The sequence below is a fragment of the Ralstonia pickettii genome, assembly GCF_001699815.1.
In the GTDB taxonomy this organism is placed as follows: Bacteria; Pseudomonadota; Gammaproteobacteria; order Burkholderiales; family Burkholderiaceae; genus Ralstonia; species Ralstonia thomasii.
The window spans coordinates 290,112-307,676 of sequence record NZ_MCGB01000061.1; the positions used below are offsets into that span (position 1 = coordinate 290,112).

Consider the following 17,565-nt stretch of genomic DNA (forward strand, 5'->3'; position numbering starts at 1 on the left):
GCTCTACCTACAGATGATAGGTTTCTTAGAGCGCAAGAATCTCCGACGCTGCTCGCATCCCAGATAAGTACGCACCGTGTACCGTCTGAAAGTATGAGCTGTCGGTGGCTTCCCCGGCGAAAAAAAGACGGTTGCCAACATTGCTTGCCAGGTCGGTGCGCATCCGCGGAGTGGAGCCAAGTGGGTTGTAAGAATAGGATCCTCTTGCATACGGATCGACATTCCAGCGCGTGATCATTGAATCAATTGGATCGGGAATATTGCGCCCATACATTCTGCGAAGCGTCAGCATAGCGTCCGCGACAATCGCGCTATCGCTCCAACTTTCAATTTCTCGACCGAAAGCTGCCGCGTTGAACCCCAGCAAGATGGGCTGCCCAGTTGGGCGCGTGAAGCTGACCCACTCAGTCCAACGACCGTACCTTGTACGATCGGGAACGTAGTTGATCCAATCGAGCCCTCCGTCCCAGAATGAATACGGGAAGCGCAGATAACACTTGTTCAGTAGCCCCATGCCCAACTTGGCGATTGCGGTTTGCTTTGCCGCAGGCAGTTCGGGCGAGAAACTGACGGCGCCGGACTGCAATACACCGAGCGGTAATGTAACGACAACGCGCCTGCCTGCGAATACGCCCTTGGACGTCGATACCGTGACATCTGTGTCGGCGTTGTACGAAATGGAGTTGACTACGTGACCTAGGCGGATGTCCAGCCCCGATGCTAGGTTGTCCACTAGCACTCCATATCCGTCTAGGAATAGTCCCTCGTTGCCGGGGAATTGTTTGCCGCTGTCGTACCAGAAGGTGGAAAGACTCGTTGTTTCCCCCCCATACTCATGCTCAATCGACGAGTTCAACAAGAAATCAATGCGTTGCTGATCTGTGACGGAGCGATTTGCGTAGTTCGTACCTCTATAGGCGGAATCGCGTACGGAAGCATCATTGTCGGCAGCCTGTGCCTGGGAAATTGCTCCACGAACTGCGGCCCTCAACGAGGCAATCTGTGCTGTCGCACTTGCATCGAGCTTTGTACCGTCGCTGTCAAATATCACAGCGTCTCTGGCGCCGGTTGTCGTTAAGCGGGCCCCGATCTGGCGCGCGAGCTGCGCGATTGGATTGCGCTGGTCGTCGCCATGAATCCAAGATGCACCCAGATCGACGGGTGCATCACTCCATTTCCGGTTTGTGAAAAGTCTGCCACCGGTGCGGTCACGGGCTTCAAGAACAACGACTTCGTTTCCTGCCTCTTTCAGCATTTTCGCGGCAGCGAGGCCGGCTACACCAGCCCCAATGACGAGAATGCGGCCCGTGCGCCCATCGGCGGACGTTGGGTGGGTCCTATGCTGGCGGGGCTATCACCTTCCCCGCCGCCGCAACCGGATAGAAGCAACGTCCCAGTAGCGATCAGAAAATCACGACGATCCATATTGAAAATTTCTAAAAATGTTAATTAATCTATTTAAAACAAATACGATTGCTGGCGCGTCTCACTTCGGCATCCCGCCCATTTATTTGATTGTTCAGATAGTGCACTATATATAATTTTGAAATTTCTTAGAACTAAGTACTTTTCCATTGCCACGGCAAACATAGATTTCGCACACTTTGCCTTGGCAATTTGTTTGGCCGAAACACGAGACGAGGATGCTTTTTCCTCATAGCGGGCGCTAGGAAAGCACAGGCCCCTTTTGAAGTCCTTTCATCGGTGAACTTGCAAGGGCTCTCTATTCAAATCGTCTATTGGATGGCGTCCAATTAATTGAATTTGTGGTTCATCGTGCACAGTGATGATCATCCTCACGCGTGAACACGCCCAGGAGCGAGCTATGAGCGCCTCGTCGCAAGTTGCATCACTGGCATTCGAGCTTCCGAATGCAGAGGGGACCATCGCGCACCATCGATGAGCCAGCCAAGGAAGTCGGTTTGTAGGTCGGCCTTACTTGGCCATCGCGCTACGGGCACCCCAGAGCGTCGGCGCCCGCCGTGTAGACACTAGCGTGTCCTAGAAAGCCCCTGACTACCGCACGTAGATGCCATATGGGCAAGGCTTGGCGATTTCAATGCTCGTATCGCTAGAGAGCCACAGTAAGAAGATTGACTACCAATCTATGGCGATTTCGAGGAGGCGGGTTCATGCCACATAGAGGCGAGCTGGTATGCATGTCACTCTTGTTCTTTCGAGAATATTTTCATTTACATAGGAATTACGAACAAATTTGGTGCATTTGTCAATTTGATTCTCATTGTTTTGAAAAAACATGTTGGATATCAGGAGAATGAAAGAAATCTTCTCAAGGCTACTCGGGCACCACCGTTAGCGTGCATGGCACATCTAAGATAAGTGATGCGATGTTGCTGCGAAGTGGGTCTTCGCTTGGTCACTTTGAATTTTAATGTAGAAGGTGGATCTACTATGCCTATTAGCCTCAACACCAACGTTTCATCTCTGCAGACGCAACAAGCACTGTCTCAATCCAGATCAGCTTTGGAAACCTCTCTGCAGCGTTTGTCGACGGGCCTGCGTGTGAATAGCGCCAAGGATGACGCGGCCGCTTACGCGGTGGCCAGCAGCCTGACCACCACGCTGAACTCGCAAACGCAGGGTATTCAGAACGCGAACAATGCGTTGTCGTACTTGCAGACGGCAGATTCGTACATGGGACAGGTTGAAAACAACCTGCAGCGCATGCGCCAGCTAGCCGTTGAAGCCAACAACGGTGGCCTGTCGACGACTGATCAGGCCAACCTTGACAAGGAATTTCAAGTGCTGGCTTCGGCCAACAAGAACATCCAGTCGAACGCGAACTACAACGGCGCAAAGCTGTTTGACGGGACGGTGACGTCCACCACGTTCCAGTATGGGCAAAACGCCACAACGGATGTCGCGACCATTTCCAACGCCAACTTGTCGAGCTTTGGGACGCTAAGCGGGACAAGTGTTACTTCGGCGTCGAATGCTACGGCTGCGCAGTCGAAGATCGACTCGGACCTTGTTAGCTTGAAGGCCGCACGCGCCAACCTTGGCGCTCAGCAAAGCGGACTGAACTCGACGATCAGCACGTTGACATCGTCAAACACCGCGCTTGCGGCTGCAAAGTCGACCATGATCGATACCGATTACGCGGCTGAAACATCGAACATGACCCGACAAAACATCCTACAGCAAGCCGGCACGGCAATGCTCGCACAAGCCAATGCCGCCCCAAATAGCATTCTGAATCTTCTCAAAGGCTGACCGTACGACGTGATGAAGTGCTGGTGGTCCCTGCGGGATCATCAGCGCGGTTGGTGTGCATTAGGGTGCCGGATTGAAAGGGAGGCTATAGCAGCCTTAGCATGCCAAGGCATTCGATCGCTGGCGATGTGCGGCCCGTCCGAGCGTGCATTCCTTCGCCTTCCCTTCAAGAACGCTGCCCATTGTGGCCACTTGATAGGCAAGCCACAAGCAATACCGGCCACCGCGGAGCGACCCCTGGGGTGTTCAACTCGATGTCTTAAAAAGCAGCATCGAAACTTAAGAATGCGGAAGATGTTAGTGGGTAGTTGGTGCCGAGTTGGGAAGAACAATCATCCAAACTAAAGTGAGAGAGTCATGGGATTTCAGCAAGGATTGAGCGGCCTCGATGCAGCATCAAAGAACCTCAGTTCCATTGGTAGCAACGTTGCAAACGTAAATACAGTCGGTTACAAAAAATCGACCGTTCAATTCGGTGATGTATACGCTCGCTCTTTGGTGGGGGCTACGGACAATCAGATTGGTCAGGGTGTAAGTGTGACCAGAGTTTCTCAATCGTTTACTCAGGGCAACGTTACCGTTACCGGCAACCCACTCGACATCGCAATCAATGGCATGGGTTTCTACCGCATGGTTGATTCGTCAAGTGGTCAAGTTTCGTATACGCGCAACGGCCAATTTCAGACGGATAAGAACGGTTTCGTTATCTCCGCCACTGGTCAAAATTTGACTGGCTACGGTGTAGATGCGAGCGGCAAGGTGAACACCGCAGCTTTGACAAACCTCAGAATTCCCGTAAACGATCTGGTACCGCAAGCGACAAGAAACACAGCATTTGGTGTCAATCTGAATGCGGCAGCGGCGGTTCCGGGAGCTACGCCGTTCTCGCCAACCAACTCGGCGACGTTCAACCATTCCGTATCGGAACAGGTGTACGACGGCACTGGCGCACCTCACATGATGACCAACTACTACGTCCGCACGGGTGCCGGTTGGAAGGTGTATTCGCAGGTGGACGGCACCAGTCCTGTCAGCGGCAATCCGGTTACAACTCTAACGTTCAATAGCAACGGGCAATTGACCTCAGGCTCCACCAAGATTGCGGTGTCTTTCCCCGGCATGTCTATCAATAGCATCGATTTTGCCGGGACAACGCAGTATGGGGGAGGTTACAACGACGTGATGGTTAAGCAAGACGGTTATGCGACGGGGCGCTTGGCTAGCTATTCGGTCGGAATCGACGGTACTGTTACTGGTCAGTACTCAAACGGGCGAAGCGCCGTGTTTGGACAAATCGCGATGGCAAACTTTAAAGCCCCTGAGGGATTGCAGAATATTGGCGGCAATCAATGGGTGGAGACAGCAAATTCGGGGTCGCCTAACTTAGGAACGCCGGGTATGGGGTCATTTGGTCTTTTGAGGTCTTCCGCAGTAGAGCAATCGAATGTGGATCTAAGTGTCGAGCTGGTCAACATGATTGTGGCCCAGCGCTCGTATCAAGCGAACGCACAAACAATAAAAACGGAGGATTCTCTTTTGCAGACGCTGGTTAGTATTCGCTAACCAATATTTCTTAGAGTAGTAGTGTGTAGGTTATAAAGGACCAAGCATGATTCGTTCTTTGTGGATCTCAAAAACTGGAATGGAGGCCCAACAAACGCAACTAGACGTTGTCTCCAACAATCTGGCAAACGTTAATACCACGGGCTTCAAGCGCTCGCGTGCCGTGTTCGAGGACCTGCTGTATCAGAACGCGCGCGAGCCGGGGGCCCAGTCGTCACAACAAACGGCGTTGCCTTCGGGCATGCAGATCGGTACCGGCACGCGGATTGTGGCCACCTCGCGTTTGCATTCGCAAGGCAATCTTTCAAAAACTGGCAATGCGACGGACGTAGCCATCAACGGCAATGGCTTCTTCCAAGTGCAAAGACCTGACGGCACGCTGGCCTACACACGAGACGGCAACTTCCAGATCAGCGCGCAGGGGCAACTCGTGACCTCAAGCGGCTATTTGGTGCAGCCTGCCATGATGGTGCCGCGCAATGCCACGAGCTTGATGATTGGCAAAGACGGTGTTGTTACGGTTACGACGCCAGGTATGGTCAATCGAACGCAAGTGGGGGCGTTTCAACTCGCCAATTTCGTCAATCCGGCCGGCTTGCGTAGTCTGGGAGAGAACCTGTATGCCGAGACTGAAGCTTCGGGCGGTGCAAACCTAGCTGTCCCAGGAGGCAATGGTTTAGGCATGCTCCACCAGAACTATGTTGAAACGTCCAATGTGAACGTGGTGGAGGAAATGATTCAGCTGATCCAAACGCAACGCGCGTATGAGATCAACAGCAAAGCTGTGCAGACAGCCGACCGCATGCTTGAGAAGATAGCACAACTCAAATAAGGAAACGTGATTCCGACGATGCGCATTCATTTCTAGGCAAACATGAGTTCTTCTCTTCTGAACATCGGGGCTTCTGGCTTGCGCACGGCTGGCATCCATCTGCAGGTGATAGGCAGTAACATCGCCAACGTCAATACGCCGGGCTATTCACGTCAAGAAGTTGTCCAAACGGAGAATCCCCCACACTACGGTGGCGTTGGCGATCTCGGGCAAGGTGCGAACGTCGCCACAGTGAAGCGCATCTACGATCAGTTCCTGGCCGCGCAGGTGCAGAGTAGTCAGGCGGCCGCTAGCTCAGCAAACCAACTCAACAGCCTGCTGAGCAATCTAAGTCAGTTCATGTCGGACCGCAACAGTGGGCTTAGTTCGGCACTGACAAGCTTCTTCGATGCTGCGGACGGATTGGTCTCCAAGCCATCGGATGCAACAGCACGTCATGTATTCCTAGGTGCGATATCAGGTTTGCAGAGTCGCTTTAACTTGATTGCCGAACAAGCGAGCGCGCTGGCAGATCAGGTCAACAGCCAAGTACAAACTCAGATTGGCGCTGTTAACGGTGCCGTGCGCCAGATCGCCTCGCTGAATGACCAGATTGTCAAGGCAGAGAGCTCTGCAGGCGCCCCCGCAAATGATCTGCGCGACCAGCGTGACCAGCTAGTGCAGACGCTCAATCAATCGATCAAAGCGAGTTCAGTGGAGACCAGCGACGGCCAGTACAACATCTACGTCGGAAACGGGCAGGCACTTGTGCAAGGCAATCGGAGTTTCGAGTTGACGACGGTGCCATCGCCGTACGACCCATCTCAGCTTTCGGTTGGCTACAAGAGCCCCGCCGGTACGGTCATCGTTGACGATGCGCAGTTGGGTGGAGGGGCCCTGGGCGGCCTGATGGAGTTCCGCAGCAAAACACTTATTCAGGCGCAGAACGGCGTGGGTCGGTTGGCCGCAGCTATATCTGCCGAGGTGAACGCCCAAAGCAGGCTGGGCATGGACGCCAACGGAAAAATGGGCGGCGACATCTTTTCGGTCGCTGGCCCCAGTGTTATGCCCCGCAGCGACAACCGCGGCAGCGCCACACTTACCGCCAGCATCACCAATGCCACCGCTACACCAGCCCATGACTACCAACTCCGGTATCAAGGCGGTGTCTATACTGTTTCACGCTATCCAGATGGCTCAAAGGCCACCGTGGTGACGACTTGGCCGGCCACCGTCGACGGCATCAGGTTGAACCTGTCGGGCACGATGCACAGCGGCGATTCGTTCTTGGTCCGCCCAACAGCCAATGCGGCGGCCACCATGAAAGTGCTGACCACTGACTACAGGACCATCGCGGCTTCATCTGCCGTGGTGGCAGATGTCGGCGGCAACAATAGGGGTAGTGGAGCTGTGACGTCTGTTGGTATTAATGTGGTGGCCTTCCCCGCGGCGGCCGTGAAGCTGACCTACAACGCATCTGCTGGAGGCTCGCTCACAGGTTTCCCAGGAAGTGTGACTGTCACATTTAACGGCAAGTCGACCACGTACGCCGGCTCGGCACCCTATGTGCAAGGAGCGACGTACGCGTTCAATGGCATCCACATGATGATGACGGGAGCGCCAGCCAACGGCGACACGTTCAAGCTGTCGCCAAATGTCGCCAACAGCACCGACAGTGGGAACGCCAGCACGTTGGCCAAGCTACGCAACGCCTCCCTGCTTGACGGCGGTACCGTATCTGTTGGTGCGGCTTGGCACAACCTCGTAACGCAGGTGGGCATTCAAGCTCACCAAGCCGCTGGCAACTTAACCTCCCAGACGGTGCTGCACAGAAGCGCGGTGTCGCAGCAACAGGCGGTTTCTGGTGTGAATCTCGATGAAGAGGCGATGAAATTGATGCAATATCAGAAAGCTTATCAAGCATCGGCAAAAGTCATGCAGACTGCGAACTCGCTTTTTGATACCTTGTTATCAATGCACGGCCGATAAGGATTTCCCTTGCCCGGCCTTGGAATTAATTGCCTTGGCATTATTTGCATTGGTCGGATCGCGATTCTTCGCTGTGGATTGAGCGAATTAAATTTTCGCGCTCATTGACAACATTAATTAATGTGTCTGCCTGTTGTTGTAGCGAATGAAATCCATTTGCCATTCTTTTGGTTTGATGGCGAAAAATATTTGGCGAGTTGAGGGGGATATGCAGAAAAGGAAATTTATCAAAGAATTTTTGCGCTCCGTTTCGCTGGGCGCAATTGCTCCTTCCGAGTTGTCCTCCATTCTGTTCGCGATCAATGGCGCCTCAAGTGACGCGGTTGCTGCACCTGATGAAAAGAAACCGGTGGGTAAGCCAAGACCCGTTGACGGCAGGTCAACATCGAGTCGACGCGGGGAGTCTGTGATTGTGATTGGCGCAGGCATCGCGGGCCTTGCTGCGGCAAACTCACTAGTACGCGAGGGATACTCGGTAACGGTCTTGGAGTCGCAGAGCAGCGTCGGTGGCCGTTTGCAAACCGACAGGAGTCTCGGCGTACCTTTTGATCGAGGGGCGAGTTGGATTCACGGACCAAACGGCAATCCGCTCACAACTCTAGCAAGTAGAGCAGGTGCGAAGACATTTGAGACGGATGACGACAATGTTGTCGTCTACGATCTTGATGGGCGAGCCTATTCTGATGACCGGATCTCCAGCGCGGAGGATTTATATAACGACGTGTTGGATCGGATTTCCGATCTGGGTGATATCGATGATAGTTTTTTGGATGTATTTAGGAAAAATTATCCTGGATATCTTAATGATAGGCTTTGGAAGTACATGCTTTCTGCATTTCTTGAATTTAATTCTGGCGGCGATATATCAAAACTATCATCGTTGTATTTTGATGACGATGAGAATTTTTCGGGTGATGACGTAATAATAACAAATGGCTATGACACAATTGCAAAATTCTTGGCAAAAGGAATTTTGATTGTAAATAATTCGCGTGTTGTTGAGGTGAATTATTCCGACTCCGAAGCCTTAGTCACTGTCGCGGGTGGGGCGGCGTACCGTGCTAGCTACGTAGTCGTTACTGTGCCGCTTGGGGTCCTGAAGAATAATATCATTCGTTTTACTCCAGGCCTGCCTTTAAGTAAGGTGAAGGCGGTATCTCGCATGGGAATGGGGAATGTTAACAAATTTCTCTTGATGTGGGATGAAGTTTTTTGGGACGATGAGTTGCAATATATTGGAGTAACTCCTGATAGTCGCGGGAAATTTAATTATTTTCTCAATGTCAACAAATTCTCGCAATCTTCCAAATCACTGATGACATTCGCCTTTGGAGATTACGCGGACGTTACCGAAAGAATGTCGGATAGATTGGTTTTGGATGCAATAATGGGGAACTTGAGAGCTATATATGGTAACGAGATCCATAATCCACGAGCGATGCTAAGAACTTCTTGGCGTAGTGACATAAACTCGTTTGGCGCCTACTCGTTTGCAGCAAACGGAACATCATCGTCTGATTTTGATGTTATGGCGGAATCTGTGGGCAATCGACTCTTCTTCGCTGGAGAGCACACGAGTAGGAAGTATCGAGGAACAGTTCATGGCGCGTACCTGAGCGGAGTTCGTGAGGCGAACAAGATATCCAATCTATGATCGTGTGCATCTGCCGTTCTGGTAACGGCCCGGTGGGCATACGAGCACGGCGTCGAGCTCGACTTCAGCCTGCCGGGCACGCCGACCGACAATGCCAGGGTGGAGAGCTTCAACGGGCGGTCCCAGCAGGAATGCCTGAACGAACACCGGTTCTTGTCCTTGGACGATGCTCGGTGCAAAATCGCCGACTGGCGACAGTACTATAACGAGAGCCGTCCCCACTCCGCACTGCAGTGGGTGACACGCGCCGAATTCGCCCTTCAGGCAAGGGAAAGCGCCTCGACGGACGACTCAACGGCGCTGGAAATCTCTACTCGGGGCGGTACTAATTCCGGTGTGGGGTCAGGTCATACGGAGTCTTGTTCTGCCTGCGAGAAACCTGAGCAGCAGATTTCCAATTTACTATGCCTTCTTGCCGCATACATGCATCGATGAGTGCGTTCTGCATGAGCGCGAGATCATGCCGGTGCGGTACGAAAGACTGGATTCTGCCGACTGCAGCGCAATCATCGACAGCACACTGTTATCGCTTATCGCGGACACTGGAATGTGCTCGGAACGAGCGGACATGCTAATCACGACCTTTCACATTTTGCGAAAGGATTTGCTCATTACGAGAGGCCAGCATAGCGCTTGAGTTTAGACTTTGCTCGAAGCGACATCGCAGAACTCTTGCGGCTTGATTTCTACAGCAACCCAATCCTTCTTGATGGCCAGCGTGCTGGACGAGCGGTACGCTTGGAGGACCAGGACCGCCGCCGCCTCATGCGTTCACATACCGTCTCTAAGGCGAACTAATGGCAAGTCTTAGCGCATTCTCCCAAGCCGGCGCTCGCACATCAAAATGGGCGATTGAACTGCTTGACGCTAACGGCGCGTTCCAAGGCGCTGCCACTGAAATCTGGGCGCACTACAAGGCGCCCATCGCGCTACTTGCGGCGGGGCACCGCGCCCAGGCTGATCAGGTGCTGGGCCATCTGTGCAGGCATTTTCTGCGCAACGGCGATTTTCATTATGGTGCGGGCGATCCCACGCCGGCGCCGGGTTCCAACTACCGCAACGGCTGGATCGCCTGGGGAGCGCACCAGCTCGGCGCCTACGATGTTTCCGGCCCCGTTCTTGATTTTCTTGAATCACAGATCCACCCCGAAAGAGGTGGTGTGCTGGACTTCGACACCGCCAGCACCATGCACCGGATGCTGGACATTGGTACCACCGCCAGCGTCGTCAATGCTCTACTGATTGCCGGTCGCATCGAAGCGGCGACCAAAGCGGCGCGGATGTTCCACCGCGTGTTTGGTCCTGCTGCGGGTGCGGACGGCCGAGTCCTGCTGCGCGAAAGCTGGGACGGACAAATGCTGGAGCCCGAGCGCCTCTCCACAGTGCTCAAGTTCATGACCATGCGCGACGGCTGCCGTGTTCCGCAGGAATGGGCAGCGCTAGCGCGGGGGCGTTCCGTGCTGTCGCGCATTCGACAGGCATCAAAGGGCCAGGGTGGGCAGCTCAATGGTTTGCTTGCGATCGAGTTGAACCGGGGCGGACAGATCTACTGGTTCCTTGGCTTTTCGATGCGCGTCCTGGCGCAGCTGTTTCGAGCCACAGGCGATCAGGCATGGCTGACGCTGGGGCATCGTGTCGGAGGTCTCGTGGGACGTTGCCAACCAGACATCTACAACAGTGCCACCAGTGCGAAAGTCGCATGGGGGGCGGCCGAGATGTATGCCGTGAGCGGGGACCGCCGGTACTTCGATCTATCGATGCGGATCGCCGACTGGCTCATCTCAACGCAAGAGCCTGGGGGCATATGGCTGCGGCGCCCACAGTACGAGAGGATCGAGGCCCAGCCACTGTCCGTCTCGCTGGATACCTCGCTGGAGCGGGTTGTTTACATGTACGAGATCCCGCGCGCGCTCGGTTTGTCTGAATAGGAACACCGGTCTGGATATCAGCGCAGCGCCTCTCCGAAGTCCAGCACGCGCCCTGCTTCCCCGAATTCCTTAAGTTTTTCCCAAACAGCTTCGTGGTCCGGGCTCAGAGGAAACGGTTGGCGTGCCGCGTGGATCGTGAAGGGAATCGACGGAAAATCCCGCCGGACCCGCACGAGTCGGTGCGCTTCCAGGTCTTCAGCCACCAGCGAGGCAGGAAGCCACGCCATGCCACCGCCTTCGATGACGATCTGGCGTATCGCCAAGATCTGCGTTCCCGAGAGTGCCACTTCATACTCGATGCGGTGGCGCAACATTGCGGCTTTGGTGATGCGCCCGAGGTACGAAGCATCGTCCAGGACCACAACGCGAACGCTCTTGGCTTGGCTACCCTTCAGTGCTGAGTTGCTTCGTGCCACGGGAATCAGCACATCACGGGCGATCATCACCGACTCGCCGCGTCCCATCGGCAGCCGCGGTACGAACTCGTCGCATACGTAATAGAGAGCAAACTCGGCTTCCCCCGCACCAAAGCGCCGGATCACCTCCCGGAAGTTGTCAGGAATCAGGTTGATCAGCAGCGCACCCAATGCGCCCTGCAGCGCTGCCAGCAGACGTGGAAAGACCGCTACGGAGACCGCGCTGGGCGCGAGAAACCTCACCGGCAAGCGCTGCGCAGCGGGATTCAGTCGCGTCCGCACGCGCTCAAGTTCGCTCAGTACAGCCTGCGCTACGGGAAGCAGTACCTCACCTGCGGCCGTCAGCCGAATTGGGTGCGAGGTTCGATCCACGAGAGGGTGGTTGGCCCATTCCTCTAGCAATTGGATGCGCCTCGAGAGCGACGAGACCGAAACATTCCGTGCTTGAGCGGCGCGGCTGAAGTTGCCTTTCGATTCGACTTCAACCAAGTCCTTGAGCCAATTAACGTCCATCTTCCGCCTCTGCACCAACGAAATGCCTTAGATTACCTCGTCCCGCTTCCAGTGCGATTCGGATGCTGCAAACCAGCATGATCTCGCTTCTATGTGCGCCGTGTGCGCGTTCAACATGGCCCGGCGACGGGATGGACGGTAATCACACCATGGCCTCAGCGTGCCAACATGCAGCGCAGCGAGCGCGCGGGATTCTGTCCCAGCGCACATACTCCCGCACCGGCCAGCATGACGACTCTGCAGATCGTAAAGCCCCGCTCAAAACCACGGACGCCAGCATAGACCTGCACCAGTTACCCCACATTGCGATTGACGCGATCGCGTCGGGACTGGCGGCCACTGCGATGGTCATCGAGATGATGGCGCTGCGCGTCCAGGGCGATCTCGCCGGGCACGGCCAAGCCCAAGGGCAAACGAAAGAGTAGGCAGCGGCATCTGTCTGCATCCCTTCGATCCGGCTATGCAGAAAGGAAACCGTTGCATTCCACGTGAAACGACGTGAAGCAGCCGTTCTCCGATGTTCAACTGCGAGAACCGGACCTGTTGTTCAAGGACTCAGTATGGCGGCCTTGGCACCGAACTCCCGGGCATACAGCGGGACAGCCCCGAAAAAGGCGGCGGCGGCAAGAATGGGCGCGAAGGACACCAGCAGCATCGCGGTGGGTAGATCAAACCTGTCCGATAGTGCGCCCAGCACCAGTGGGCCCAACGCCATGCCGAAAAGGTTGTTGCAGGTGACCATCGCACCGGTGGATGTTGTGCGCATCGCCGGCGGCACGAGCTCCTGAATCACAGTGATCACCGGACTGATGAGGGCCACTATTACGAAGTCGCCAAGGACAAGCAACCCTTGTTGCACCACGCCGGGAGGCTGTAGAAAGGCCGCAACAAACAACGTGGCGGTCAACACCGAGAAGACACCCGGTAGCCACAGGCGGCGACATGGATTGCCGGCGATTACTCGGTCGGCAAACCAGCCGCCAACCATTACACCAAATGCGGAACACAGCGCCAAGAGAGCTGATCGCACACCAGCCTGGTCTGCTGGCAGTCCGTAGACACGGTTGAAAAAGCTAGGCATCCAGTTGCCGATGGTGGCGATCACAAAGAATTGAATCGCACTGCCCAAGTACACGAGCCAAAGAACTGGCTTGCGAAACATCTCCTTCAAGTAGCCACTCCACTGAGAGAACCGGTTCGAGTTCATCTGCTCTGTGGCAAGTGGCGGGTTCTCGTAATCGCGCACGAAGAACATCAGCACGGCGAAGAGTAGGCCAGGTACGGCCACCAATCCGAAGGCATAGCGCCACCCAAGCGCGACGCCGATGATTCCGCCTAGCGCCACGCCAAGCACCGACCCAAACAACGCCACCGACTGGAACACGCCGATCATCGTTCCCCGTAAGCGCTTTGGGAAAGCGGCTGCGATCAAGCTGTTGCCGGCTGCGGTGTAGCCCGCTTCGCCGGTGCCGATGAGGAAGCGTGCCGCGAGCAACTGTGCAAAGTTGGTCGCAACGCCACACGCAGCAGTGGCCATGGACCACACCGCAGCCATGATCCCCGCGCTCTTGGTTCGACTCCACCGATCAGCCCATATGGCGGTGGGCAAGGCCAGCAGTGCGATGGCCACGTTGACGGCCGCCACCAATGCGCCCAGCTGGGCGTCGTTCAACCGCCACTCTTGCTTAACGAGAGGCAGTAGCGATGACAAGGCCTGACGGTCCACATAGTCGAACAGCATCAGCACTGAGAGCACAAACAGCGTCCAGTGAGCATGCGCTTTCGAGTACAGGTAACGGTCCGCGTCTAGTTTGTCTGGCGGAAGCTGGGTAACTAGCGCGTTCTGAGTCATCGTCGTCTCCTTTTGCACGATCCGAAAGTTGTCTGTCAAACGTACCGCGCACTACAGCGCCTCTTGCAATATGAACTGGACCGTGCGCTCGCCGATAGCGACAGCGGTGGCATGCTTGTTGGTCGACACGTCGTATCGGCCTGCAAGGCCTGTGCTGTCAGAACTCCCACCATCTTCGCGGTCTCCTCGACAGGTCTCTTGAGGGCTCTCTAGTGGCTCGATCTCACGCTGTGCTCATCTGGCGCCAGCTACTCATGTACTGGACTGCTTATCCGGATGGGTGCCGAAATTCAGGCGTCGGCCAATGCGAATTCGGCCACGCGCTCGCCGATAACGATGGCAAGCGCATTCGTGTTGGTGGACGCGATGGAGGGCATGATGCTGCAATCCGCGACACGCAGCCCGCTGACCCCGTGTACGCGCAGCCACGGATCAACCACTGATTGTGAGGTGTCAGCCCCCATCCTGCAGGTACCGACTGGGTGGTAGGCCGTAGCGCTGGTCGCCCGCATGTACTCGATCAGTGCCTCATCCGACATTGCGCGACGACCGGGGCGCAGCTCTTCGAGCAGCCAACGGGCCAGTGGGGCAGCAGAGGCAACTTGGCGCAGCTTGCGCAGCGCCACCAGGCTGGTTTCGATATCCCGCGGATCGGTGAAATGGTTAGATATCAGCTTTGGCGCGGCGGCCGGGTCGGCATTGGCAATGTGGCACGACCCGCGCGAATAGGGGCTGATTTGGAATGACGCAAGTGTCACGCCATCGAATGAGTCCAGGCGTGTCATCGACTTGCCGCGATTGCCTGGCGCACTGGCTTGCTGGAGCTGCAGTTTGATCTGTGCATTGTTGTCGGCGGGGTTGTGCGGCACGAATCCATGCGCAGTCATGGTCGCCGAGGTCAATCGGCCGTCACGGCGGAGCAGCCAGCGCGCCCCATCCAGCAGTTTCCCGATCGGGCTGTTCAACCTCCGGTTCCAACTGATGCCCGGCTTGCACCGGAACGTGATCGGACTGTAGACGTGTTCGGAGAGGTTTTCGCCAACCATAGGTAGCTCGTGCAACAGCGGAATCCCTGCCGCATCCAGCACTTCACGCCGGCCGATGCCCGACAGCTCCAGTAGCTGCGCAGAATTGAAGGTACCGCCGCACAGGATCACCTCCTTGCGCGCATGCAGCGTCAGCTCACGCCCCTCGGCCCGCGCCACGATGCCGCAGGCATGTTTGCCCTGCGTCAGCACACGCGTGGCCAACACGCCCGTCATGATCGTCAGATTGGGCAGGCCCTTGTTGGGATCGAGATAAGCCTCGCGCATGCTAGAGCGCAATCCCCGGCGTGTATTGAATTGAACGTAGCTGCCGCCGATCCCGCCGGCGTTGTAGTCCCTGACCCGCTTGCCCACGCCGGATGCCTGCAAGGCGTCGAGGAATGCGTCGGGGCCTTCGTCCACCGGCTGGAACTCCGTGACGCCAACGGGTCCGTTCAGTCCACGATACATCGGATCACCCTTGGCATAGTTCTCGATCTTGCGGAACCAATGTGCCAGGTCGGCCCAGCCCCAGCCGGGGCAGCCATCCTGGGCCCACAGGTCATATTCGCGCGGCGTGCCGTGCACCCACATCATGCCGTTGACGGTGGAACAGCCTCCCACCACCCAACCGCGCGGCCAGTAGATTCGGCGGCTGTTGAGTTGCGGGTCTGGCTCGGTAAAGAAGTCGCGAATATAGATGCCCTTGGCAAGCAAGGTGCCGACGCCGATCGGGATGCGCGACCAGAAGCTAGTGTCGGGCGGTCCTGCCTCCAGCAGCAGGACCCGGTGCTTTGCTGCTTGTGCCAGGCGCACCGCAGCCGCCGCGCCGGCGGAACCCGCGCCGACGACGATGAAGTCGAACGTATCTGTCTCATTCATTCTTGTACTCCAGCCTCCACGCGCAGGGGCATTGGGGACCAGGCTTCCGTCTCGCCATCGCACCTGCCGGACGCGGCTCCGGCACGGTATCCGTTCGCGCGATGCTCGATGGAAGCCTAATTGCAATTCTGGCGGTGATATTCCGCGATTCGCAAGACGCTTTGCGAGATTCGGGATCGCGCCGGTCAGATGTCATGGGCTTAGCGCATTTCCTGTGCCAATCAAGTCTTTGAGGTCACACTCGTACGCTGCTGGGTCTAGCGCTGCGAGATGAATTTGGTGACTAGGTAGCCATCGAAGGTCTCCGTACCGCCTTCGCTGCCAATGCCACTGTCCTTCACGCCGCCGAAGGGTGTCTCGGGTAACGAACTGCCGAAATGGTTGACATTGACCATGCCCGCCTCCAGCCCGTTGGAGACGCGGGTGGCTGTCTCCAGCGAGCGCGTGAAGACGTAGGATGCGAGCCCGAAGGGCAGGCTGTTGGCTCGCACTAGCACTTCCTCCAGAGTACGGAACGGCACAACAGGCGCGATTGGCCCGAACGGCTCCTCCTGCATCAGCCGGGCCGTATCCGGCAGATTGGTGATGACCGTCGGCGGAAAGAAGTTGCCGGCGCCGGGCAGCCGCTGGCCTCCGTTGACCACCGTAGCGCCGCGCCCGACGGCATCGGCCACCAGGCCCTCCATCGCTGCCACGCGGCCAGGGTGCGCCAGCGGCCCCATCTCGGTGTTGGCTTCCAGGCCATTGCCCACACGAACACGCTTGAGCTCGGCAACAAAGAAGTCGAGAAATGCAGCGTACACGTGCCGCTGGACATAAAAGCGCGTAGGTGCAATGCAAACCTGGCCTGCATTGCGGACCTTGAAGCGCGCGAGCATCATCGCGGCGCGGGGAATATCGGCATCGTCGAATACGATCACCGGCGAATGTCCGCCCAGTTCCATGGTCACCCGCTTCATATGGGCGCCCGCAAGCGCTGCCAGTTGACGCCCCACGGCCACGGAGCCGGTAAAGGAAATCTTGCGCACGATGGGCGAGCGGATTAGATAGTCCGATATCTCTGCCGGCTTGCCCCACACTAGGCTCAGGCAGCCTGGCGGCAGGCCGGCGTCGTGGAACATTTCGGCAATCGCCATGACCGCGCTGGGCGAATCCTCCGGTCCCTTGAGGATGATGGTGCAGCCCGCACCGAGCGCTGCAGCCACCTTGCGAATGGCTTGGTTGTACGGGAAGTTCCACGGTGTGAACGCGGCGCAGACGCCGACGGGCTCGCGCAGTACCATCTGGCGGACGTCCGGCTCGCGTGGCGGGATGATCCGGCCATAGATGCGGCGGCATTCCTCCGCATGCCAGTCGGCATGATCGGCGCAAGCGATCACCTCGGTCATCGCTTCCGCAAGCGGCTTGCCCTGGTCGAGCGTCATATTGCGCGCGATCTCCGGCGCACGTTCGCGTGACAGCTGAGCTACCCGCCTGAGCACCGCGCTGCGCTCCAGGGGCGAAGTACGGCGCCAGTCTTGGAAGGCCCGCTCGGCCGAGGCAAGTGCCGCATCGAGGTCCTCGCGCGTGGCATGCGGCAAATGTCCTATGACTTGGCCCGTGGCTGGGTCAAGCACCTCCTGCCGATGCCGACCTTCAGAAACGAACTCTCCGTCGATGTAGAGCGACAGCTTGCGGTACCCCATCAAGTTCTTCTCC

The 17,565-nt window shown here is 56.7% G+C and carries 12 protein-coding genes and 1 pseudogene; 8 read left to right on the forward strand and 5 right to left on the reverse strand.

The genetic code is table 11. From position 1 onward, the window contains the following. Positions 1-25: 25 nt before the first annotated feature. On the reverse strand, positions 26-1,300 hold the full coding sequence (locus tag BEK68_RS12030) for a flavin monoamine oxidase family protein (protein WP_349289604.1): 1,275 nt from the start codon (positions 1,298-1,300) through the stop codon (positions 26-28). 1,112 nt (positions 1,301-2,412) lie between these two features. Here BEK68_RS12030 and BEK68_RS12035 point away from each other — a divergent pair. From BEK68_RS12035 to BEK68_RS12065, 7 genes and pseudogenes are all read left to right on the forward strand, one after another. Continuing rightward, positions 2,413-3,234, forward strand: a complete 822-nt coding sequence (locus BEK68_RS12035; protein ID WP_004630289.1) for a flagellin — start codon at positions 2,413-2,415, stop codon at positions 3,232-3,234. Positions 3,235-3,591: 357 nt separating this feature from the next. Further along, the gene (flgE, locus tag BEK68_RS12040; RefSeq protein ID WP_004630288.1) at positions 3,592-4,797 is read left to right on the forward strand and encodes a flagellar hook protein FlgE; all 1,206 of its coding nucleotides are present in this window, start codon (positions 3,592-3,594) and stop codon (positions 4,795-4,797) included. Between the two features lie 46 nt (positions 4,798-4,843). After that, positions 4,844-5,629, forward strand: a complete 786-nt coding sequence (flgG, locus tag BEK68_RS12045) for a flagellar basal-body rod protein FlgG (protein WP_004630287.1) — start codon at positions 4,844-4,846, stop codon at positions 5,627-5,629. Positions 5,630-5,671: 42 nt separating this feature from the next. Continuing rightward, entirely contained in the window at positions 5,672-7,597 is a 1,926-nt protein-coding gene (gene flgK / locus BEK68_RS12050; RefSeq protein WP_004630286.1) for a flagellar hook-associated protein FlgK, read from the forward strand. Positions 7,598-7,742: 145 nt separating this feature from the next. Further along, on the forward strand, positions 7,743-9,251 hold the full coding sequence (locus BEK68_RS24885) for a flavin monoamine oxidase family protein (protein ID WP_238563768.1): 1,509 nt from the start codon (positions 7,743-7,745) through the stop codon (positions 9,249-9,251). 30 nt (positions 9,252-9,281) lie between these two features. Continuing rightward, positions 9,282-9,518, forward strand: a pseudogene (locus BEK68_RS24890) (integrase core domain-containing protein); the annotation flags it as partial. Positions 9,519-10,048: 530 nt separating this feature from the next. Then, positions 10,049-11,179, forward strand: coding sequence for a hypothetical protein (locus BEK68_RS12065; protein ID WP_004630284.1), 1,131 nt, complete (start codon positions 10,049-10,051; stop codon positions 11,177-11,179). Positions 11,180-11,196: 17 nt separating this feature from the next. Here the strand turns inward: BEK68_RS12065 and BEK68_RS12070 are convergent, their stop codons facing one another. After that, the gene (locus BEK68_RS12070; RefSeq protein WP_004630283.1) at positions 11,197-12,108 is read right to left on the reverse strand and encodes a LysR family transcriptional regulator; all 912 of its coding nucleotides are present in this window, start codon (positions 12,106-12,108) and stop codon (positions 11,197-11,199) included. A 131-nt stretch (positions 12,109-12,239) separates the two neighbouring features. Here BEK68_RS12070 and BEK68_RS12075 point away from each other — a divergent pair, with 131 nt between their 5' ends. Then, positions 12,240-12,533: a hypothetical protein gene (locus BEK68_RS12075; protein WP_004630282.1), complete on the forward strand. Its 294-nt coding sequence runs from the start codon at positions 12,240-12,242 to the stop codon at positions 12,531-12,533. Between the two features lie 122 nt (positions 12,534-12,655). Here the strand turns inward: BEK68_RS12075 and BEK68_RS12080 are convergent, their stop codons facing one another. The 3 genes from BEK68_RS12080 to BEK68_RS12090 all read right to left on the reverse strand — a co-directional run bounded on the left by BEK68_RS12080 (position 12,656) and on the right by BEK68_RS12090 (position 17,552). Continuing rightward, on the reverse strand, positions 12,656-13,960 hold the full coding sequence (locus tag BEK68_RS12080; RefSeq protein WP_004630280.1) for a spinster family MFS transporter: 1,305 nt from the start codon (positions 13,958-13,960) through the stop codon (positions 12,656-12,658). A 290-nt stretch (positions 13,961-14,250) separates the two neighbouring features. Then, positions 14,251-15,867, reverse strand: coding sequence for a GMC family oxidoreductase (locus BEK68_RS12085; RefSeq protein WP_004630278.1), 1,617 nt, complete (start codon positions 15,865-15,867; stop codon positions 14,251-14,253). Positions 15,868-16,124: 257 nt separating this feature from the next. Then, on the reverse strand, positions 16,125-17,552 hold the full coding sequence (locus tag BEK68_RS12090; RefSeq protein ID WP_004630276.1) for an NAD-dependent succinate-semialdehyde dehydrogenase: 1,428 nt from the start codon (positions 17,550-17,552) through the stop codon (positions 16,125-16,127). Between the last annotated feature and the right edge of the window lie 13 nt (positions 17,553-17,565).